Raw genomic sequence first — 22,363 nt, 5'->3', positions numbered from 1 at the left:
AACCGACAGTACCGAGCCGGTCGAACCGTTCGGCCGGTCCAAGTGGTCTTTCCGACGAGGATATTTCCCCGACGGAGAGATTTATAATGAATCAACATGTCAATGCGGATGATGGCAACAGCAGTTGCGAACGCCGGCCGGAGGGAAGAACCGTGAACGCGGAACTCGACCACCTGATGATCCTCAGCAACCACGAGGACCCCGGTTCCGCAGCCGATCGCGCACGGTTCGCGGAGGAACTCGGATTCAGCCGCGTGACGATGGGCGAGACGACGGGCTGGAACATCGTCCCCGTGCTGACGCTCATCGCCGATCGAACGGACGAAATCGGTGTCACGAACGACGTCATCTCCCCGTTCGGTCGCTCGCCGGCGATGTTAGCCCAGACCGCCCTCACCCTGCAGGAGGTTTCGAACGGACGGTACCGAATCGGGCTCGGCCCGAGTTCGCCGGCGATCACCGAACGATGGCACGGCGTCGAGTTCGACCGGCCGCTCCGGCGAACCCGCGAAACGATCGAGATTATCCGGGCGGTCTACGAGAACGGAACGCCGGCGTACGAGGGCGAGATTTTCGATATTGGCGGACTGGAATACGAGCGCGACCTGCCCGAAAATCCGCCGCCGATCGACGTCGCGACGCTCGGTCCGAAGGCGACCGAGATGGCGGGTCGATTCGGCGACGGCTGGGCCCCGCAGATGTTCACTTCCGACGGGCTCGAGAACCGACTCGAGGACCTCGAACGAGGCGCTGAACTCGGCGGGAAAGCTCTCTCGGATATTAGAGTGAGCCCGCTCGTTCGCGCCATCGCCTCGGAAGACCGCGAGCGCGCGCGTCACCTCGCACGGTCGACGATCGCGTTCATGCTCGGTGCCTACGGCCCGTACTACGGTGATTCCGTCGCCGAACAGGGCTACTCGGAGGCCGTTTCGAATATCCGCGACGCCTGGGCCGAGCGCGATACCGACGCGATGGCGGCGGCGCTTCCCGACGACCTGCTCGACGAACTCGCGCCCGCAGGAACGCCGGAGGAGGTCCGCGAGTGGGTCGAGGAGTATGGCGAGATCGACGGCGTCGACGCCGTTCGAGTCGGATCGGTCCGAGGGGCGACCGAGGAGGACATCGAAACGACGATGGAAGCGCTCGGCGAGTTGGTATAGATCGACGGCGTTTCGATGACGCGGAGGAGACGAGCGTTCCGGCCGCTTCGGATCGAGGTCGTAGAGTTCGACTCGAGTGTCACAATCGGCTTCGAGCACTCTACAACTCACCCACGACGACGAAGGAACTAACATCCAGCCGCTGATGGAAGGCGTATGCACGATTTCCATCTGCATTCGAACTATTCCGACGGCACCTTTCTGTTGCAAATGGTCCGAGCCGCGGAATCGGCGGGTCTCGGGGGAATCGGCGTAACGGATCACTGTACAATCTCGACCCGCGACCGTCCGCAGTCGATGCGTGCGACACACGGCTTCAACCTCGATTTGACCTACGAGCGTCGGCGGCGTGGTATCGAGCGAGTGCGAGAACAGACAGAGATTGCGGTCTACGACGCGGTCGAGATGGACTACCATCCGGACGACGAAGCGGAGATTCGATCGTTCCTTGATGAAGCGAACTTCGACTACGCGATCGGAAGCGTCCACGAGCTGGCCGGTCGAAACGTGCAGGTTCCGTCTCACTTCAGCGACGAGTCGGACGCCGGACTCGACGACCTCGTCGAGCAGTACGTCGAGTCGCTCGTCCAGTTGATCGAATCGGAGCTTTTCGACGTTGCGGCCCATCTGGACCTGTTCGAGCGAACCAGTCCGCTGGCCGGGCGCGCAACGATTGATCAGTACGAGCGGATCGCACGCGCGTTCGACGACTCTCGAACGGTTCCGGAGATCAACGCCGGCCGAGCACTGAGAGATCGCGCGATCGTCCATCCCCGTCCGGGGCTTCTCGAGATCCTACTCGATCATGGCGTTGCGTTTACGATCGGCTCTGATAGTCACGCGCCCGCCGAGGTCGAAAATCGAACGCCGTTTCTGCAGGAATTCGTCGACGAAAAGGGAGTCACGCCCGTCGATCCGCCTGGATTGGAACGGGTCGAATAGCAACGATTCGAATGGGCGGTCGACGCGGTGACTATCGGCTCAGTTCGAATCCGCGATTTGCTCTTGATTTCGGTCTTTGACCCGGTTGACGAACGTACTGGCGGCGACGCGTTTTTCGCCGACGACAGCGCCGACGATGCCGCCGATAGCGCCGCCGGTGCTCGCTCCGTTCCGGCTTACCAGTCCACCAATTGCCGCGCCGGCCGCGGCTCCCATCGCTGCGTATCGCGCACGGCTCAGTCGACGTTTGATTTCGCCTTTCATATGTCTGATTTGGTGATTGAGAGGGATAAATATTGCCCGTCAGTTCGGTACAGGAAGCCCTAGAAAGGAGTAATTCACTCGTCGCTCCCTCGTTTCCAGACGTTCGTAACCGAGTTCCCGGTCGGCGGCGTGTGGCTGATCTCTTTCATCGTGGTCGGTGATTTTCGCTTTGCCATGATCTGTGTTACCACGCCGCACTAAATATGTATTTCGGCGAGCGAGGCACCGGTTAACGACTGGCCGGAAAAGGTGTATTTGCGCCGACTCGAGTCACTCGAGCGTGTCCGATTCGACGGCAATCTCGCCGGCAGCGGTTACTGTAACCACGCAACCGTTGTATTCGAACGTAACCGATCCGCCCGATCGGAGACCGTCCGCTCGTGGCTCGAACAATCGTTCGAGTGCGTCGGCGTTGATAGTGTAATGTAGCGGCTCGAGTTCGGTGACATCTTCACCGCAGAACGTTGCGACCGCTTCGGCAACGGCAACACTCAGCGGTTCGTTACCGAGTCTATCATACTGTACGGAGTACTCCTCATCAGTTGCTGTGAACGAAGATTGTGTAGTCATTTCGGTCATGGTATATGCGTATCCCCATACGCTGTTCGGAGACAGCGCCATCTTTGGTAGTGGTCGTAAAGAGTTTGGCCGTTAACTGTATAATGACTCATTCAGTTGGGGGTTAACTGATTAACCGTCTTCGGAGGTAATTTCCGAATCAAATAGTGACGAGAACACCTTCTGCTGAGTCGACCGAACGTGTTTATGAAACGCCGGCGATGAAATGTCGAGCGAACTCGCGACTTCTTCGCCGGTAGTTCGGCGGGGCCACTCGAAGAACCCGCCGTGGTACGCGGTCTGGACGACTTCCCGCTGTCGCTCGGTGAACTCCTCGAGGAGGAGATTTCGTGAACTCGCGCCGAGAACTGGCTGCGTCTCCGAAGACTTCTCGTGTCTCGCGATCATCCTCGAGTCGAAGCCGCGTCGATTGATTCCGGATATCACTTCGCGAACGTCGACCGAGTGGGGGACATCGACCGTCGCTCGAGTTCCCGATTCGTCTGTGAAGAATTCTCGTAACACGCCGCCGTTCGTTTCGACGACGGAACCGAAGAACTCCGTATCCAGTCGGAGCTGAATCGTCGAACTATCATCGCCGTCCACAATTGTCGACACGTCGCTGATCCCCTCGAGGGACGTCCAATCGGGGTCGGTTACGTTAGTCGTCCGTGCGAAGACGATCGTGGATCCGTCGGACTGTGGAATCGCTCCCTCGAGCCAAACACTGGTGTCGAACGTTTCAGCTATCTCGTTCAGAACCGAGCCGTCCTCGATCTCGAGTTCGATCTCGGTTCGGCCGCTTTCGGTCAGCGGATTCGTTCGTTTGACGGTATCGATCGCGTATGCAATCGTTTCCCCAAGTTCTTCGAGCATCGATCTGATCGTCTCGTCGAACGCCTCGAACTGGGTTCCGTAGAGGGTCAACACTCCGTACATGAAATCGTCGTACACGAGCGGGACCGAGTAGACCGACTGAAAGTTGCGAGACAGTGCGGCCGTTCGCCACTCGCCGTTCCGGAGTTCGCTGGCGACGTTTTCGATGTACGTCGGTGTTTCCGAACGGACCGTCCGTCCAGCCGGTTCAGTCGCCGAATCATCGACGGTCGTGACGGAAACCTCCTCGAGATACTCCGCTCCACGTCCGGCGTTCGTCCGGGGGACGATGTGATTTCCGCCGGGGTCGGGTTCGCCGATCCAGGCGAACGAACACTCCGTCATCTCGACAAGTTGCTCGCAGATTCCGCGTTCGATCTCGCTTCGCGTGTTCGAACGTAACAGGTGCTCTTCGATCTCCTCTCGCAACTGACTCGCACGGTTTATTCGCTCGAGGCGCATATTCTGCTGTTTGAGTTCCTGTTCGCGTTCTCGAAGGCGGTGGGTTCGACCGATGCGGTCCAGTGCGGCTTCGGCGGTCGCACCGAACAGTTTCACGAGTTCGAACGTCTCCTCGTCGTACTGACCGTGCTCCGTCGAGACGGCAGCCAGAACGCCATGATCGCCGAATGGGACGTAGAGGCCGCTTCTGATGTTCGTCGATTCGTTGTACACCACCGGCGAGTCTCGAACGTCGTCGAACCATCGTGGCTCGCCGGTCACGAACGTTTCCCAGGTGATGCTCTCGTTCGGTTTGAATCGTGTCGGAACCCCGACCGAGTCTTCGATATCCGAGGCGTACGCTGCGGGGACGAGTTCGTTCGCGCGTTCGTCGAAGCGAAAGACGACGGTATCGAGGTCGAGTACGTCGTCGGCAACGTCGACGATGTACTCGCAGGCCTCCTGTTTCGAATCGACGGAAAGCAAGTGCCGCGTCGCCTCCTGAAGCGTGCTCAACGTCTCTTCGTACTGCGCACGCTCGGTCACGTCGACCGAGACGGTGATGACTCGATCCAATTCCTCCTCGTCAAAAACGGGACGGTACCACGTTTCGAGGACCCGTTCCCCGACTGTTCTTCGCGAATGGACGGGGTTGCCGTCGAGTGCCTGGTTTGCGTCCGCACGGACCTCCGGATACTCCTCGAACGTTTCGAAAAACGATTCGCCGACAACTTCGCCGGAGTCGAATCCGAGGTTTTTGAGTGCTCTTCCCTCCGCAAACGTGAATTTCCCGTCGTCATCGAGAACGGAAACGATCAACGGAACGTTTTCGAGGAGCGTCTCGAGTCGCTCGGTTCGCTCGAGGAGGGTCTGTTCGCGGTCAACTCGCTCGGTGATATCTCGAAAGTACACCGAGAGGCCGGATTCGGAGGGGAAAAATCGGGCTTCGATCCACCGCTGATATCGTTCGATGTAGCCCTCGACCGTCCGCGGCTCTTGACACTCGAGTACGTCGAGCGCCTGTGCTTCGAACTCAGTGTTTGCGAGTTCCGGGAACACGTCGAGGAAGTGTCGTCCGACGATCTCGGACCTGTTGCACTGGAAGAACTCTTCGGCGCGATCGTTCACGTAGGAAAATCTGTTACTCGAGTCGAGTGCGAAAAACGCGTCCGTTACTCGTTCGAAGGATTCGCGGAGTTCCTGTTCGATTTTTGTATTCTCCGTGACATCTCGTATCGATACGACGACGCCGCCGATAGTTTCGTCCTCGAATTTGTTCGTGAGAACTGCCTCGTGGACGTGCCACGATCCGTCCGCGTGACAGAAGCGGTATTCGCAAGTCGTCGTGGTTTCGGGGCCACCAGCACGGATGTCCTCGAAGGCGCCGACGAAGTCGGAGACGTCTGCCGGATGGATAACGTCATCGACCGTCTCACCGCGACACGCTTCGGGGCCGGTACCGGTGAACCGTTCGATCGCTGGACTCACGAAAATCTGACGCCGTTCCCTGTTCAGAACCAACACCGGCTCCCGCGTATAAGCGAGCAGTTCCCGACATAATCTATTTCGGTCGACCGACGGCGATGACGCCGCCGAAGAGTCGATCGCCTGGCGGATTCGATGTTCTAACAGCTCCGCGTTCTGCGCTTCATCCCCTCGTATCACGTCCGTCGCCCCGCTTTCGAGCAGTCGTTCGGCCTGATCGGTGTCGCCGCCGTCGATAGCGACGACGGTTGGACACTGCACGTTTCCGTTCGGGAAGAGCGAGTGGTCGTCCGTGAGTAGGCAGTTCACATCCGTCAGGTCGGAATCGTCGAGGTCGCTGACTGGTCCCTCGACGGAAACGTCACCGAATTCGAGCGACGACGCGACGGACTCCGTCCACGCCGGTGTGCCAACGACGAGAACGCGGATCGACGAAAGACTGGCCACCTCGGGACCGCTGTTCATGCAGGCGGTCAGTGCTCTGGAAGTAAAAGCTTCGCGTATTTTCAATAGATCTACATTTTCTCGTTGATGCGAACGGCCGAGCGGAATCAATACCCAGCGACATCGCCGTCCTTTCTCGGTTCGGTACCGCCCTCGAGGGTCCCGTTTCGTAACCTGACGACCTGTCCGCCGCCGAACAGCGTCGGCGGGAGGACGCGAACGTCGTGGCCGATTCGTGCCAGTTTTGATCCGTTCGGCAACCGTTCCTCGACGCCGAGCGCGCCGTCTTCGCGGTATCGCCATCGCGGTGCATCGAGGGCCTGTTGCGGTGTCATCCCGTAGTCGACGACGTTCGAAATCACCTGAACGTGGCCCTGCGGTTGCATGTATCCACCCATTACGCCGAAGGCCGCCCAGTCGTCTTCGTCGAACCTCGCGATAGCCGGAACCAGCGTGTGAAACGGGCGCTTTCCGGGCTCGAGACTGTTCGGGTCCTCGTGATCGAGCGAGAACGATGCGCCGCGGTTCTGGAGGGCGATGCCGGTGTCGCCAGCGACGATTCCGCTCCCGAAGCCGGCAAAACGGGAGTTGATGAACGAAACCAGGTTTCCGTCCTCGTCGCCGACGGTCAGCAAGACGGTGTCGGCGTCTTCGGCCGCTCGAGTCGGAACGCCCACCGCCGGGTCCTGAATCGGCGACCCGTCGTCGCGGATGGCTTCGGCGCGCTCGCTGGCGTAGGCTTTCGACGCCAGCGGGGGCACCTTCTCGTACTCCGGATCCGTGATGTAGTGGTGGCCATCGACGAACGCGAGTTTCATCGCTTCGGCGAACGCGTGCACCCGCTCGGGCGAATCGTAGGCGTGCTCGCCCGCGTCGATTTCCTCGGCGATATTTAACGCCTCGAGGGCGATCAGCCCCTGGTTGTTCGGCGGCAGTTCGAAGATCTCCGCGCCGTTGTAGGTCGTGCTCACGGGGTCGACGAACTCCGGTTCGAAATTCGCGAGATCCTCGCGAGTCATGAACCCGCCCTGGCGCTGTATCTCTTCGGCGATTTCGCCGGCTATCTCGCCCTCGTAGACCGCGTCGGCCCCTTCCGTCGCGATCGTTTGCATCGACTCGCCGAGACGCGGGAGCGTTACAGTCTGACCCGCGGCGGGCGTTTCCCCGTCAAAAAGGTACGTTTCGCGAGCGTTATCGTCGGTGAAGAGTTCGTCGGCACCCTTCCAGTAGTACGAGATCACTTCGGAGACGGGGTACCCTTCCGTCGCGTAGTGGATGGCCGGCTCGAGCGCGCGAGCGAGCGACGTCTCGCCGAACTTATCGATCGTCGCCTCCCAACCTCGCGCCGTCCCGGGAACGGTGACGGCGTGGGGGCCGAGAAACGGCATCTCGAGGTCGTCGGTCTCCTCGCCCGCGTCGACCGCGTACCCTCTCGACTCGGGATAGTACGCCGACCGATCGTCCGTCTCCTCGAGCGAGGCCCGGACGTTCTCGATGGTCGCATCAGCAGGCGCACCGCCGCAGGAACGCATGCCGCCGACCTCCCCGTCGGCAGTCCGATAGAGCGCGAAGACGTCGCCGCCCAGACCCGTTGAAGTGGGCTCGACGACGTTGAGCGCGGCTGCCGTCGCGACGGCGGCGTCGAACGCGTTCCCGCCGTCTTGGAGAACTGAAACTCCCGCCTGCGCCGCCAACGGTTGGCTCGTGGCAACCATTCCACGATCCGCGTAGACCGTCGATCGCCTCGAGTCGTACCGGTCCAGGTCGATATCCATAGCGGTGGTTTGCTCGAGACCGTATAAAAAGTCCGCGTCGCGGTAGTGTGGGGCCGTCGTCACAGCGTGAAACGCTGACGAGAACGCTCCGGCGCTTACTTGGATTCTTCGAGCGGAACGTGTTCGACGCGATACCCCGCGTCGGTTTCTCGTACCTCCTCGGCCTCTCTGAACAGAATCTCGGATTCCATCTTCGTCATGACGGGGACGTCGTAGTTGGCGGCTTCGTAGGAAAGGTCATCCCCGTCTCGTCGGCGTTGCTCGACGAACTCGCGGTGTCGTTCGAGGCGCGTTCGACCGATATCCCTCGAGAGGGATCCGATTTCGGCGACCCGTTCGTCGAAGACGTCGAGGAAGCCGTCCTCGAGTTCGTAGCCGACGGAGTTACGGCCGGCACAGATCGCGGCCAGGGAGGTCGTTCCGGTCCCCCAGAACGGATCGAGAACGGTGTCGCCGTACGTCGAATACATCGATATTAGGCGATACGGTATCTCGAGCGGATACGCGCCGGAACGTTCCCGAACGTCCTCGGGCACGTTCTCGAGGTCCTGTAACTCGCCCCGGACTTCCGTCCAAACGTCGGTGAACCAGCGGTTGCGTTCCTCCCAGAAGTAGGCCGCTTCGTACCGCCGATCCGCGCCGGGTTCGAACGACCGACGGTCGCCGCCGTTGCGAAAGATCAGGACGTACTCGTGTTCGAGCGTGACGTACGCATTCGGCGGGATCATGCCGCTTCCCATGAACTTCGCGGCGCTGTTAGCCGGCTTCCGCCAGAGCACGTCGGGGAGCGGGTCGAACCCTCGCTCTTCGAACGCCTCCGTCACTCGCGCGTGATTCGGATAGACGCGAAAGCTGTCCTCGAGCGAGCGGGTCGCATCGCCAACGTTGATACAGGCGATTCCGCCGTCGACGAGCACCCGCTCGAGTTCGTCCCAGACGCGATCGAGTTGGGCGTGCATCGCATCGAACGCCGCCTGTCCGTCACCCGCATCCAGCGCGCTCGAGACGTCCGGATCAAGGTCGGTAAAGAGATCGTCCCACATCTCGATCATCGGATACGGCGGAGACGTGACGACGAGTTCGACGGAATCGTCAGCGACGGCGGTCAGGTCCCGCGAGTCGCCGACGAACAACCGGTGGGTCGTCTCCATTAACTCACATTGTCTGCGTTCACCTCTTAGGTCCTTCGTCACCGATTTCCGTCTGTCCCGACGGCGTCGAGCTTCGGACGGCTTCCGCCGCATAATTACTGTGGTGTATTAACGTGGATGGAAAATATTAAGCGTCGGCATAGCCTAGCCGGCTATACGCATGACCGAATACGTTTCGACCACGGCGGGGCTCTTTGCGCTCCCCGATTGGGCGAAAGACGACCTTTCGGATCTGAAGGGACACCAGAAGCACGACCTCATCGGCGGTGACGAAAGCGAGGAGATTACCTCGGTTTACGAAAGCGCTCGAGAAGAAGTAGTCGACGCCCAACAGGATGCCGGGCTCGACCGCATCGTTGAAGGGCAACTGCGCTGGGACGATATGCTCGCCCATCCCCTTGCCGTCCACGATGCCGTCGAAACGCGGGGCATCGTTCGATACTACGACAACAACAACTTCTACCGAGAGCCCGTCGTCTCCGGCGAGCTCGATTTCTCCGGCGACATTGCGTCCGAGCTCGAGGCGACCAGTGAACTCGCGCCGGATGCGGATCTACAGGCGGTTCTCCCCGGTCCGTACTCACTGGCCGAGCTCGCGACCGACGAACACTACGACGACGAAGCCGACTTTCTTGCCGCGGTTGCTGACTTCCTCGCGGGCGAGGTCGAGGCATTCCCGGAGGTCGAGACGCTGTACCTGCTCGAGCCGTCGCTCGTCGAAGATGCACCCGAAGACGGACTCGACGAACGCGCCAGCGAGGCCATCGACACGGTCGCCGCCGCGACCGACGCCGACGTCGTCGCCCACCCCTACTGGGGCGCACTCGAGGAGAAGACCTACGCGCACCTGCTCGATGCCGACATCGACGCGGTCGGCTTCGACTTCGTCTCCGAACAGGAGGACAACCTCTACAACATTCAGGAGTACGGCGCGACGAACGAGATCTCGCTCGGACTCGTCGACGGCCAGAACACGCTTGTCGAGGATCCGGAAGCGGTTCGAGATCGAACCGACTGGGTGTTCGACCAGATTCCCGTCACCGACTTCGAGACCGTCTACCTGACCACGAACACGGGAACGTTCCACCTGCCGTATAACAAACACGAAGCGAAACTCGAGATCCTTGCCGAAGCCGCGGATCTCGCCGAGGTGAAAGCCGCATGAGCACGAACGAGAACAAAGACCAGTTCCGACCGGACGATCACGAAAACGACCACTTCCTGCTGTCGACGGTCGTCGGCAGCTACGCCAAACCGAAGTGGCTCAACCGCGCAAAAGAGCTCTATCAGGACCCGGACCACGGATTCGACGAGGGCGACTATCAGGAAGCCAAAGACGACGCCGCCCGCCTCATCACCAACGAACACGAGCGAGCGGGACTCGACGTCGTCGTCGACGGCGAGATGCGCCGAAACGAGATGGTCGAGTTCTTCGCCCACCGTATCGAGGGCTACGAGTTCAACGGTCCGGTCAAGGTCTGGGGACACAACTACTTCGATAAGCCGAGCGTCGTCAGCGAGGTCAAGTACGACGAAACCTGGCTCGTTGACGAGTACGAGTTCACCGCCGAGGCCAGCGACCGCCCCGTCAAGGTCCCCATCACGGGACCCTACACCCTTGCGAACTGGTCGTTCAACGAGGCCTACGACGACGACGACGACCTCACGCTCGAGCTTGCCGACCTCGTTAACGAGGAGATCGAAAAGCTCGTCGACGCCGGCGCTCGCTACATCCAGATCGACGAGCCCGCGCTCGCGACGACGCCTGACGACCACGCTATCGTCGGCGAAGCGCTCGAACACATCGTCGCCGACATTCCCGAGGAAGTTCGCATCGGCCTCCACGTCTGTTACGGCGACTACTCCCGGATCTACCCCGAGATCCTCGAGTTCCCCGTCGACGAGTTCGACCTCGAACTCGCCAACGGCGACTACGACCAGCTCGATGTCTTCAAGGACCCCGAGTTCACCGCGGATCTCGCACTCGGCGTGACCGACGTTCACGTTGCGGAAGTCGAGTCGGTCGAGCAGATCGAGGAGAACATAAAGAAAGGGCTCGAGATCGTGCCGCCCGAACAGCTCGTCGTCTCGCCGGACTGCGGCGTGAAGCTCCTTCCGCGCGAGGTCGCCTACGGCAAGATGGCGAACATGGTCGAGGCCGCTCGCAACGTCGAAGCACAGCTCGATGCCGGCGAAATCGACATTGAACGCGAGACGCCTGCGCCTGCGGACGATTAGATTTTCGACGGCGTGTTATCGCCGCGTTCGAACCCGTTTTTCTTGGCGCGTTCATCGCTCGAGCGGTCAGCGCGCCGACCGCGAATCCCCGCGAGCGGAACTCTGGAAGTGGCCTGGGAACGGATTTCACGACAGTTGTTGACTCGAACCGACGACACGAGCGTTACCAGGTAACCCAACCGTCCAAAAACACAGACATACGTGGGGACCGAACGCCGGAGTATGCAAGAGACAGTTGCTACTGACCGCGAACTCAACGACGAAGTCGCCGACCACCGCGACCCTGACCACGAAATCGACCCGCTGTTTGTCAACCGATGGTCTCCGCGGGCGATGACCGGTGAAGCGCTCGAAGAAGCACAGTATCTCCCGCTGTTCGAAGCCGCCCGATGGGCTCCGTCGGCGTTCAACAACCAGCACTGGCGGTTCCTCTACGCGACTCGAGAGGACGACGAGTGGGACACCTTCGTCGACCTCCTGAGCGAGGGTAACCAGTGGGCCACCGAGGCGGGCGTCCTCGCCGTCGTCGTCTCGAAGACGACGTTCGATCACAACGGCGAACCCGCGCCGGTCCACTCCTTCGATACGGGTGCCGCCTGGCAGAACCTCGCGCTCGAGGGCGCACGTCGAGGGCTTGCGGTCCACGGGATGGCCGGGTTCGATTACGAGCAGGCCGCCGAAGACCTCGATGTCCCAGAGGAGTTCGAAGTCGAAGCCATGTTCGCGGTCGGCGAGCGCGCGCCGCCCGAGACGCTCTCGGAGGAACTGCAGGAACGTGAGCAGCCGAGCGACCGCAAACCACTTTCGGAGATCACGTTCCAGGGCGGGTTCGAGCAGTAACGAAAGCGACGTTTCCGAAACACACTCCCTGTTTTTCCCTCTTGCGGCCTCGAGAACGCCGCAAGTAGGGCCCAAGAGCCACCACTCGGAGCGACCTTCACTCATCGTGCGACGACTCGAGATAGCAGTCCCTTAGTTTCAGCGCGAGAAGGTGATCGCATGCACCTCGAGACGAGTTCGTGGACGGAGGTCGACGAGAAAGCGCCGACGATAGCCCTGCTTCCCGTCGGGAGTACGGAACAGCACGGACCGCACGCGCCCGTTGGAACCGATACGATCGTCGCGCGAGCAATTGCCGCCGAAGCAGACCGGACAGGCGACACCGACTCGGTCGTGCTCCCGGCGCTTCCCGTGGGTGTCGCCCCGTATCACGAACACTTCCCTGGCACCCTCTCTGTCTCGCCCGAAACCCTCCGGAGCTACGTTCGGGACATCGTCGCGTCGCTGTCGGACTCGAGCGTCGAAACCGTCGTGTTCGTCAACGGCCACGGCGGGAACGGAGACACGCTCGCACACCTCGCTCGAGAGGTCAGCGAATCGCCGTCGAACGGCCTCGAGGCCTATCGCTGGGAGTGGATGCGCGCCGTCGACGAGCACGTCGGTCACGCGGGCGAACTCGAGACTGCCGTCTTGCTCCACCTGTGCCCGGACGACGTCGGCGAACCCGTCGTCGGCGACGCACTCGAGTGGGACGACACGGTCGACGGCGGGACCCTCCACCGATTCACCGACGGCTTTAGCGAAAACGGTGCGGTCGGAGACGCGACCGGCGCCACCGCAAAACAGGGCGAAGCGGTGTTCCAGACGGCAGTCGACGCGCTCGGTTCGTTTGTTGAACGCGTCGACTAGGCGTTTCGGGTCGCCGCGACCACCCCACTCGATCGCCGCAAGCGCCGTATATTCCCTGTTGGCGACCGACTGTCGAATCGGTATGCCTTCCGAAATGACCGCCCACGTGATCGAAGAGTACGGAGAACCGGACGTTTTCACGGAGACGACCGTCGACGTTCCCGAACCCGATCCGAACGAAATTCGCGTCGAAGTCGTCGCCTCGAGCGTCAATCCCGTCGATTACAAGATCCGACAGGGAGCCATTCCCGATTTCGCGCCGGAATTCCCTGCGACGCTCCACTGTGACGTGTCGGGCGTCGTCGACGAAGTCGGCGCGAACGTCACGCGCTTCGACGAAGGTGACGAGGTGTACGGTATGCCCGGCGGCGCAGGACGGCAGGGCTCGCTGGCCGACTACGTCGTCGGCCACGTCGGGACGTTCGCCCACGCGCCGGCGTCGATCCCGCTTGAGGACGCCGCGGCGTTACCGGTCGTCGGGCTCACAGCCTGGGAGATGCTCGTGGACAAGTCGACCGTCTATCTCGGGGACGAGGTGCTCGTCTACGGCGCGACCGGCGGCGTCGGTCACATCGGCGTCCAGTTAGCCGACTGGTTCGGGGCCGACGTGACCGCGACGGCCTCGAGCGAAGAAAAACGCGCTCTCGCCGAAGAGTTCGGTGCCGACACGACGGTCGACTACACCGCGACCGACGTCGAGTCGTACGTCGAGGAACACGCGGGCGGCGACGGCTTCGACGTTGTCTTCGATCCGATCGGCGACGACCACCTCCAGACGGCTTTCGACGCTGTAGAGCCGTTCGGAACCGTTGTAACGACGGAATCGAGCTCGACGCAGGACCTCTCCGCGATGCACCAACGCTCGCTCGAGCTCGGCGTCGTGCTCGTGATCCTTCCCGTGTTACTCGGCGAGCGACAGGAGCGGATCGGCGACGAACTCGCGGATATCGCGACGCTGGTCGACGACGGCGTCGTCGAACCGCACATCGACGAGCGATTCGCCTTCGAAGACGTCGCCGACGCACACCGCGCGGGAGAAGCGGGCGACTTCCAGGGCAAGCTTCTGCTCGTCAACGAGTGAGACTGTTCGGGGATCACAACCCGAAGACAGCGAGGGGACATTCGCCGAGGACGGCGCGGCCTCACTCCCCGTTCATCGAGACGGTCTCGAGCCCGTAGCTCGCTTCCGTCGGATGCGGTTCATAGCCCTCGAGTTCGGGCACCGTCGCCACGACGTTGGTGTAGTTCGTGAGGAAGGCGACGGGGGCCTCATCGCGGACGATCGATTGCACTTCGTGGTACCGTTCCGCTCGTTCCTCCCGGTCGGTCAGTTCGCGCGCTTCCTCGAGGAGTTCGTCGACCCGCTCGTTTTCGTACCCGTGAAACAGGGTGGCATCCGTGGAGTGGAACATTTCGGCGATGCGGTCCGGATCCGGGTACTGCAAGGTTCCCCACGAGGTGAGGTAGCCGTCAAACGACCCCTGTCCGACCTCGTCGAGCATCGCATTGTACTCGACCGTCGAGACGTCGACGTCGAATCCGACCGTCGCGAGATCGTCCTGAAGCACCTCCGCGATCAACGGCAGGCTTCTCGAGTCGAACGTGACGAACTCGATCTCCAGGGCCTCGCCGTCTCGGGTTCGAACGTCGTCGGAACCGGCCGCCGTCCACCCGGCATCGGCGAGCAGGTCGCGGGCGCGTTCTGGGTCGTGTTCGTACCCCTCGAGGTCGGGGTTCGCCCACTCGGTTATCTCCTCGGAAAACGGTCCAACTGCGGGCTCGTCGACCCCTGCGAGGATCGACTCGGTGAGCCCCTCGAGATCGATCGCGAAGTTCACCGCCCGGCGAACGTCTGCATCGTCGAACGGCTCCGATTCGGTGTCGAACGTGAGAAACCGTATCCGCGGGATTTCGGGCATGTAGTGTTCGATATCGTCGTTCGTCTCGAGCGACTCGACCATCTCGAGGGGCATGATCCGCGCCATATCGATGTCGCCGTTCTCGAGGTTCATGCGCCGAGTCTGGTCGTCCTCGATGATCTCACAGCGGACAGATTCGATCTCGGGGACCTCGCCGTAGTACTCCTCGTGGCGAACGGTCGTTACCGAGGTGCCCGGCTGGAACTCGTCGACGGCGAACGGTCCCGTACTGATCAGTTCCGAAACCGACCCCTCATCGCCGAACGTCGTGGGGTTCAGGATGCACGCGTCGCTTCGGGCCAGATGTGCGGGTAGCGGCGAAAACGGCGTCTCAGTCGCGATTTCGATAGTGGTCTCGTCCGTCGCGTCGATCGATTCGACCGGCAAGTCCGTAAACGAAGCCGCGTTGAACGTGCGCTCGAGCGATTCGACCGCGGTCTCCGCCTCGAGCGAGTCGCCGTCGTGAAAGGTTACGTCCTCGCGAAGCGAGAACTCCCAGTGGTAGTCGTCTGGACGATCCCACTCGGTCGCGATTCCCGGTGCGGGGTTCGCCTCGTAGTCGACACTGAGTAAGGACTCCGCGATTCCGAGTCGCCGAACCATACTCCCGCCGTCGAGGGGATCTCGATTGATGTCCCACGGGGAACCGATTCGAAAGTCGACCTCGTCCGGCTCGCTCGAGAGGCAGCCGGCAACCGCGAGCGCGGCCGTTCCGATCGTCGTTTGCAAGGCGGTACGTCGGTTCATCGTCGGTCGTGTTCGTTCTGTCATCGTCTTTCGGTCGTCGTATTCGGTTTCGGGGTCTGTTTCGCGTCGGTGTGGGTACTCGCGGGATCAGCGCTGGTCGCCGCTCGATCGCGGCATCGACTGCTGTTCGCCCGTCGCTCGCCGTTCGTCCGTCACTCGATGCTGATCGGTCTCGCCCGCACCGTCCCGCCAATCGGGTGCGTACAGACACCGCGACTGTCCTTCTGAGACGGACTCGAGGTCGGGGTCGATCCGCGAACACTCCGGCGTGGCGGCGGGACAGCGAGGGTGGAACGCACAGCCATCGGGCGGGTCGGTCGGACTCGGCGGCTCGCCCGTGAGTCGGAGATCGGACGACCCCTCGCCGAATCGATCGCCGGGGATCGAGTCCAGAAGCGCCTGTGTGTAGGGATGTGTCGGTTTGGAGAGCGTTCGCCCGGTCGGTCCGACCTCCACGAGCCGACCCAGATACATCGCGGCGACTCGATCAGCGGCGTTGCGCACGACGTCGAGGTCGTGAGAGATGAACAGGTACGCGAGCCCGAGTTCGTCCTGGAGGTCGGCGAGGAGATTGAGGACCGTCGCCTGGGTCGAGACGTCGAGGGCGGCCGTCGGCTCGTCCAGGACGAGCACCGCCGGCTCGAGCGCGAGCGCGCGAGCGATCGCCACTCGCTGTTGCTGACCGCCGGAAAGCCGTCGCGGGTACCGATCGGCGCACTCGAGCGGGAGATCGACGAGCGAGAGCACCGTTTCGATCCGATCGATTCGTCGCTGTTTGTCCCAGCCGGCTTCGAATAATGGCTCGGCGATCGATTCGCCGACCGTCCGCTTCGGGTTGAGACTGGCTCCGGGGTTCTGGAAGACGGCACCGATCTCTGCGAGTTGCTCGTTCGTCCGTCGGTCGACCCCGTCGACGGCCTCACCGCGAATGTGAACGCTCCCGCCCGTCGGCGCCTCGAGGCCGGTCACCAGCTTCGCCAGCGTCGACTTTCCGCAGCCGCTCTCGCCGACGAGCCCGAGGGTCTCCCCCGCGCGGAGTTCGAGCGAGACGCCCCTGACGGCGTCGACCGTCTCGTCGTCCCCGAACGGAAGCACTCGATCGAGGAGCGCGTCGGATTCTCGGAAGGATTTGTGGACGTTCTCGAGTTCGACGACCGGCGACGTGTCGCCGGAGTCGGAGGTGGGCGCGGCCGTCGCGTCGTCGCCGGCGGTTGCCGACGGTTTTTCGGCGGTAGCCGCTGGATCGCTCGCGATCGTCGGTTCCGCCGTTCGATCACCCGTCCGTTCGCCGCCCGTCTCGTCAGTTCGGACGGCCCCGCCGTCCACGACGGTCGCCGGAGTCGGTTGTCTCGCATCCGGATCTCCCGCCGGTGCTGGGTTGTCCAACGAACCGTCGTCGTCGGCCGCAAGCGTCGACTCGAGGGTCGCCTCGCGCGCTTGGGAAACGCCACACCGGACGTCGTGGTTGTCCGCGACGTGAACGACCGGCGGAGCGGCCCCGCGGCAATCTTCCGTCGCGAACGGACACCGGTCGACGAAGGCACAGCCGTCCGGTGACGCGGATCCATCCGGCGGTGACCCCCCGACCGTCGGCAGTCGCGATTGCGGTTCGGATCGGTGTGGCAGACAACCCAGTAGCGCCTTCGTGTAGGGGTGGGTCGGATTCGAACGGACCGCTTCGACCGGCCCACGCTCGACGACCGTCCCGTTGTACATGACGACGACCCGATCACACAGTTCCGAGACGACGCCGAAGTCGTGGCTGATCAGCAACATTCCCATGTCTCGAGAGTCGTTGAGGTCGGCCAGTCGGTCCAAAATCGCCGCTTGCGTCGTCGTATCTAATCCCGTCGTCGGCTCGTCGGCGATCAGCACCGACGGATCGCGGGCAAGGGCGATCGCGAGCAAGACACGCTGGCGCATGCCGCCGCTGAACTGGTGGGGGTAGTCGTCGATCCGGTCCTCGGGACGGGGAATATCAACCGTCTCCAGCAACTCGAGAACTCGCGACTGGAGCGCTCGAGAGCGAAGCCGCGAGCTGACACCAATGGCGAGCTCCGAGAAAAACGGCTGGTCATCTGGACTCCGGTGAACTCGAAGCGCCTCGGCGATCTGTTCGCCGACGGTGTAGGCCGGATTGAGCGCCGTCGACGGATCCTGCGGGACCATCGCCAGCTCGGTGCTTCGAAGCCCTCGCAACGTCCGCTCATCGGCGGTCGTGAGTTCGCGTCCGTCGAAGCGCACGCGCCCGTCGACGATCTCTCCGGGATCCTCGAGGCGGACGAGCGAGCGCGCGGTGACCGATTTGCCGCAGCCGCTCTCGCCGACGAGGCCGACGATCTCGCCCTGAGATACCTCGAAGCTCACGCCGTTGACCGCGTGAACCTGCCCGGATTCGGTTCGGAACCTGACGTGCAGGTCCTCCACCGAGAGCGTTCCGGTCATCTCAGGTTCGCCTCCGTTTGCCGTCGTCAATGTGGTCAGTGTCCAGTGCATCCCGTAGACCGTCGCCGAGGAGGTTGAACCCGATGACGGTGAACGCGATCGCGACGCCGGGTGCCGTGATCAGCCACGGCGCGGCTCGTAGGTAGTCCCGGCCGCCGGCGATCATCGTCCCCCACTCCGCCGTCGGCGGTTGTGCGCCGAGGCCGAGAAACGAGAGGCCGGCGGCCGCGAGCACGACCGTCCCGAGGTTGAGCGTCGCGAGGACGACCACCGGGTTGACGACGTTCGGGAGCAGGTGCCGCCTGACGATCCGCCGTTTCGGCGTGCCATAGAGGCGAGCCGATTGCACAAACGGCCGCTCCTTGACGGCGAGTGCATTGGCGCGAACGATCCGCGCGTACGTCGCCCATCCGACTACCGAGAGGGCGATGACAACGTTTTGGATGCTGGGTCCGAGCGCCCCGGCGATCACCAGCGCCAGAACGAGTCCCGGGAACGCGAGCTGAATGTCCGCGAGTCGCATCAACGCGGTGTCGACCAGCCCGCCGCTGACGGCCGCGAGCAGTCCGATAGTCGTACCGAGGACGACCCGTACGGCCGTGGCTGCGACGGCGAGCGCGAGCGAAATCCGCGCGCCGTGGACCAGCCGCGTCGCAACGTCACGCCCGAGCGAGTCGGTTCCGAGCGGATGTGCGAGCGACGGCCCCTGGAGGCGAGTTTCAAGCGCCTGGGCCGCCGGATCGTACGGCGTGAGAAACGGTCCGACGACCGCGACGAGTCCGAGCAGACAGACGATCCCGCCGCCGAGGCGAATCTGTCCGTTCATCCGCATCGCCGTTCCGACCCGAGAGCGACCGAACCGCCGCACGCGCTCGAGAACGGCAGAGACCCTCGAGGTGGGCTGACTCCGGCCCGCGGTGTGTTCACTCATTCGCGCTCACCCCTCGGCCGCCCGGCTCGATTCGCGGGTCGAGCGCGACGTAAGCGAGGTCGACGAGTTGGTTGGTCACCACGAACGCGACCGCGGTCACCAGGACAACGCCCTGTACGATCGGATAGTCACGGATAAAAATGGAGTCGACGAGCAAGGTGCCGAGCCCGGGACGCTGGAAGACAACCTCGACGATGACCGCGCCGTTGAGAATAAACCCGAACTGCAGTCCGACGATGGTCACGACCGGAATGAGTGCGTTTCGCAGGGCGTGTTTGTACACCACGAGGCGTTCGCGGACGCCCTTCGACCGCGCCGTATCGACGTACTCGGCGTCAAGCACCTCGAGCATCGACGTGCGGACCAGTCGTGTGACGACCGCGGCCATCCCCGTCCCGAGGGTGATCGCGGGCAACACCAGGTGGCCAAGCGTTCCCGCGCCGGAAACGGGTGTAAGTCCCAACCAGAGCGAGCAGACGAGAATTAGCAGGTATCCCAGCCAGAAGTTCGGCATCGAAATGCCGGTCAGCGCGACGATTTGGCTGGTTCGATCGATCCACGTGTCCCGATGGACGGCGCTTGCAACTCCCGTCGGAATCGCCAGCAGCAACGAAACCGCTACCGCGGCGAGGGCGAGCTCGAGCGTGTTCGGTAGGTACTCGAGCAACAGCGACGTGACGGGTTCCGATCGGTAATAAGAGATGCCGAGGTCTCCCTGAACGGCGTCTCCGAGCCAGGAAGCGTACTGCACGACGAACGGCTCGTCGAGGCCCTGTTCGGCTCGAAACGCTTCGACCTGCGCGTCGGATGGGGGGCCCTGTTGTTGCTCTCTGAGGATCGTGTACGCTGGATCGCCGGGCGTGAGAAATACGAACGCGTACGTGATAAGCGAAACGCCCACGAGGACGACTGACATCGAGCCAATCCGAGAGAGAAGGGATCGTATCACGCGTTTTCACTCCGGCGGATCCATACTCCTCGTATCGGCATCGATGTCGACTGTGTATTTAGCACACGAGCGTCGACCGCCCCGGAACGGGACGTGTCGGTCCGTGGGTAACCGGGATGATGCGTCACGGACATCAATTCGATTTTAAGTAGTGAAATGTTAGTTGTAAAACTTCGGGTTTGCACCTCGAAACGATCCATCCCGATCGAATCGGCCGCCGCCGATTGATCCGAGCACTGTCTATGGCTCCGGCCATGTTATTATCATTAGGGAAATTTATATTAACTCTTGCTATTTAACCGATACCGAATATTATCTGTGATGTTGTTCGTCGTAGAAGAATCCGACGAGAGGACCTGGTGATATAAATACCTCACCCGAAGCGAACGCAAAACGCCACCGCATCGAAGAACTCAGGTTCTTCCGTGTCGTGGGTGTACAACAGTTTTTGTAGCATCCAGCCGAAACGTCGGCAATGAAAGTTATCAAGGACAGCGTGCACGATCACATTCAGATCGACGGAGTCGCACGCGATCTGATCGATACGCCGCCGCTCCAGCGGCTCCGACGGATCAAACAGCTCGGAACCGTCTCGCTGGTCTATCCCTCGGCGAACCACACCCGCTTCGAGCACAGCCTCGGCGTCTACCACCTCGCGTGTAACGCCCTCGAACACCTCGGCGTGGAAGGGAAGCAAGCCGAACGCGTCGAGGCCGCGGCGGTCTTACACGACGTTGGACACGGACCGTTCAGTCACAACCTCGAGTCGTTGACCTACCGTCGAACGGGCAGATATCACGACGACGTTCACGGCCTGCTCGCCGACGGCGCGGTCGGGGACGTGCTTCGAGACCACGACCTCGAGCCCGACAACGTGGCGGATCTCGTCGCCGGCGACGGTCGGTTCGGCCAACTGGTTTCGGGTGAACTCGACGTGGACCGAATGGACTACCTCGTCAGAGACGCCCACCACACCGGCGTCCCGTACGGAACGATCGACCATGGGCGACTCGTGCGCGAACTCTCCTTTGTCGACGGTGAACTCGTTCTCGCAGAAGGTAACGTCCAGACCGCAGAGAGCCTACTCGTCGCGCGCGCGCTGATGAACCCAACGGTGTACAGTCACAGCGTCGCCAGAATCAGCAAGGCAATGCTCAGACGAGCGGGCGAGCAGCTCCTCGAACAGACCGAGACCGATGCCGCAACCCTCCAGCGAATGGACGATCACGATCTGATCGTCGCCCTGCGAAGGCGTCCGGAAACGAGCGAATTCTCCCGCAGGCTGGATCATCGTAACCTCTACAAACGCGCGGTCTGGGCCGAAATCGACGACGTTCCCGGCGGAATCATCGAATCGGATCACGACGCGATCCGCGAGTTCGAACGTGAGATTGCGGAGAACGCCGATGTCGATCCCGAAGCGGTCATTCTGGACGTTCCGAGTCGGCCGTCGATGACCGAATCGACGTCTCGAGTGATGGTCAACGGCGAGGTGCGCCCGCTTGGCCAGCAGTCGCCGCTCGTGGACGCGCTGCGATCGGCTCAGTACTCTCAATGGCGACTCGGCGTCTACTCGCCTGCGGCCTCAAGCGAACAGGTCGGCCGCGCGGCGCTGAACGTGCTCGGGCTCGACATTGACGGACCGCTCGTCAGCGACGTTCGAAACAGCATCTACACGACGCTGGATCAGTTCGTCGGCGACTCGAGCGAGTGACAGAGCAAAAAGGCAGTTACTCGGTCGTGATTTCGACACGAACCTCGTCTCCGTCCTTGAGTTCGTACTCGGTCGGATCGACTTCGTCGTCCTCGACGAAAAACGTAATTTCGGTGTCGGACTCGCGGTCGTCGTACTCCGTTTCGTCGATGACGAGACGACGGCTATCGTTCTCCTGCGTATATTCGACGTACGGAAGGAGATCGACTCCTTCAGCGACCGTAACCCGTTCGATACCTTCCATATACCAGTAGTCGTCGAACTCGTGGAGGTGGAAATCTAACGAGTGATTCTGCGAGTGTTCGGCCTGAAATCGGTCCTGTGAGAGATTGAACTCCGAGCCGTCGATGACGATTTCGATTTCACCGCGTTCGTCGAGCAGGTCGGGTTGTCCGCTGCTCGGCAGTCCGGAACCGCCGCCCTCGCCGAAATCGAGACAACCGGCGAGTGGAACTGTCGCCGCTCCGATCAGGAGCGTCCGTCGGTTCATACGCCTTCGTAGCGATTCGGGAAACAAAAGGTGTCGGTCGTTCGGTTTGCGGAAAGTCAAGGAGAAAGCCTCGTCCTTTAGGACGGGGATGAATCCGACAATTCGACCATAAACGGCGTTTGACGCGCTGAACTTCACTCTCGAC

18 protein-coding genes are annotated in these 22,363 nt (G+C 62.0%); 8 read left to right on the top strand and 10 right to left on the bottom strand.

Translation table 11 applies throughout. The features are described from left to right. Positions 1-152 precede the first annotated feature (152 nt). Positions 153-1,160: a TIGR04024 family LLM class F420-dependent oxidoreductase gene (locus QNM96_RS20640; RefSeq protein ID WP_283838758.1), complete on the top strand. Its 1,008-nt coding sequence runs from the start codon at positions 153-155 to the stop codon at positions 1,158-1,160. A 156-nt stretch (positions 1,161-1,316) separates the two neighbouring features. Continuing rightward, on the top strand, positions 1,317-2,102 hold the full coding sequence (locus QNM96_RS20635; RefSeq protein WP_283838693.1) for a PHP domain-containing protein: 786 nt from the start codon (positions 1,317-1,319) through the stop codon (positions 2,100-2,102). Between the two features lie 39 nt (positions 2,103-2,141). Here the strand turns inward: QNM96_RS20635 and QNM96_RS20630 are convergent, their stop codons facing one another. The 5 genes from QNM96_RS20630 to QNM96_RS20610 form a co-directional block, all read right to left on the bottom strand. Then, positions 2,142-2,366: a glycine zipper 2TM domain-containing protein gene (locus QNM96_RS20630; protein WP_283838692.1), complete on the bottom strand. Its 225-nt coding sequence runs from the start codon at positions 2,364-2,366 to the stop codon at positions 2,142-2,144. Between the two features lie 270 nt (positions 2,367-2,636). Then, positions 2,637-2,945 carry a HalOD1 output domain-containing protein gene (locus tag QNM96_RS20625; RefSeq protein ID WP_283838691.1) on the bottom strand — a complete coding sequence of 103 codons (309 nt, stop codon included), beginning with the start codon at positions 2,943-2,945 and terminating at the stop codon, positions 2,637-2,639. 111 nt (positions 2,946-3,056) lie between these two features. Further along, entirely contained in the window at positions 3,057-6,191 is a 3,135-nt protein-coding gene (locus QNM96_RS20620; protein WP_283838690.1) for a PAS domain S-box protein, read from the bottom strand. A gap of 86 nt (positions 6,192-6,277) precedes the next feature. Next, positions 6,278-7,945, bottom strand: a complete 1,668-nt coding sequence (locus tag QNM96_RS20615) for a gamma-glutamyltransferase family protein (RefSeq protein WP_283838689.1) — start codon at positions 7,943-7,945, stop codon at positions 6,278-6,280. Positions 7,946-8,040: 95 nt separating this feature from the next. Beyond that, the gene (locus tag QNM96_RS20610) at positions 8,041-9,096 is read right to left on the bottom strand and encodes a site-specific DNA-methyltransferase (protein ID WP_283838688.1); all 1,056 of its coding nucleotides are present in this window, start codon (positions 9,094-9,096) and stop codon (positions 8,041-8,043) included. Positions 9,097-9,256: 160 nt separating this feature from the next. Between QNM96_RS20610 and QNM96_RS20605 the strand changes: the two genes are divergently transcribed. The 5 genes from QNM96_RS20605 to QNM96_RS20585 all read left to right on the top strand — a co-directional run bounded on the left by QNM96_RS20605 (position 9,257) and on the right by QNM96_RS20585 (position 14,104). After that, positions 9,257-10,261, top strand: a complete 1,005-nt coding sequence (locus QNM96_RS20605; RefSeq protein WP_283838687.1) for a 5-methyltetrahydropteroyltriglutamate--homocysteine methyltransferase — start codon at positions 9,257-9,259, stop codon at positions 10,259-10,261. After that, positions 10,258-11,334 (top strand): methionine synthase, encoded by a 1,077-nt coding sequence (locus QNM96_RS20600; RefSeq protein ID WP_283838686.1) that lies wholly within the window; start codon positions 10,258-10,260, stop codon positions 11,332-11,334. Before QNM96_RS20605 ends, QNM96_RS20600 begins: the two co-directional genes overlap by 4 nt. 222 nt (positions 11,335-11,556) lie before the next feature. After that, positions 11,557-12,174, top strand: coding sequence for a nitroreductase family protein (locus QNM96_RS20595; protein ID WP_283838685.1), 618 nt, complete (start codon positions 11,557-11,559; stop codon positions 12,172-12,174). Positions 12,175-12,333: 159 nt separating this feature from the next. Next, positions 12,334-13,023, top strand: a complete 690-nt coding sequence (locus QNM96_RS20590) for a creatininase family protein (RefSeq protein WP_283838684.1) — start codon at positions 12,334-12,336, stop codon at positions 13,021-13,023. A gap of 82 nt (positions 13,024-13,105) precedes the next feature. Continuing rightward, entirely contained in the window at positions 13,106-14,104 is a 999-nt protein-coding gene (locus tag QNM96_RS20585; RefSeq protein WP_283838683.1) for a zinc-binding dehydrogenase, read from the top strand. Between the two features lie 61 nt (positions 14,105-14,165). Here the strand turns inward: QNM96_RS20585 and QNM96_RS20580 are convergent, their stop codons facing one another. From QNM96_RS20580 to nikB, 4 genes are all read right to left on the bottom strand, one after another. Continuing rightward, positions 14,166-15,713, bottom strand: a complete 1,548-nt coding sequence (locus QNM96_RS20580) for an ABC transporter substrate-binding protein (protein WP_283838682.1) — start codon at positions 15,711-15,713, stop codon at positions 14,166-14,168. 63 nt (positions 15,714-15,776) lie between these two features. Further along, positions 15,777-18,134, bottom strand: a complete 2,358-nt coding sequence (locus QNM96_RS20575; protein ID WP_283838681.1) for an ABC transporter ATP-binding protein — start codon at positions 18,132-18,134, stop codon at positions 15,777-15,779. Between the two features lies 1 nt (position 18,135). Continuing rightward, positions 18,136-18,966 (bottom strand): nickel transporter permease, encoded by an 831-nt coding sequence (nikC, locus tag QNM96_RS20570; RefSeq protein WP_345782559.1) that lies wholly within the window; start codon positions 18,964-18,966, stop codon positions 18,136-18,138. Between the two features lie 91 nt (positions 18,967-19,057). Continuing rightward, entirely contained in the window at positions 19,058-20,014 is a 957-nt protein-coding gene (nikB, locus tag QNM96_RS20565; protein WP_283838679.1) for a nickel ABC transporter permease, read from the bottom strand. Between the two features lie 475 nt (positions 20,015-20,489). Here nikB and QNM96_RS20560 point away from each other — a divergent pair, with 475 nt between their 5' ends. Next, a complete protein-coding gene (locus QNM96_RS20560) occupies positions 20,490-21,728 on the top strand; it encodes an HD domain-containing protein (protein ID WP_283838678.1) in 1,239 nt (412 codons plus the stop codon). A 16-nt stretch (positions 21,729-21,744) separates the two neighbouring features. On the opposite strand, the gene QNM96_RS20555 is transcribed toward QNM96_RS20560, so the two are convergent. Beyond that, positions 21,745-22,218, bottom strand: a complete 474-nt coding sequence (locus QNM96_RS20555; protein WP_283838677.1) for a hypothetical protein — start codon at positions 22,216-22,218, stop codon at positions 21,745-21,747. Positions 22,219-22,363 lie beyond the last annotated feature (145 nt).

This window comes from Halostagnicola sp. A-GB9-2, assembly GCF_030068615.1.
In the GTDB taxonomy this organism is placed as follows: Archaea; Halobacteriota; Halobacteria; order Halobacteriales; family Natrialbaceae; genus Halostagnicola.
The sequence above is the reverse complement of the archived record's forward strand: the minus strand, read 5'-3'. Positions and strand labels throughout refer to the sequence as shown.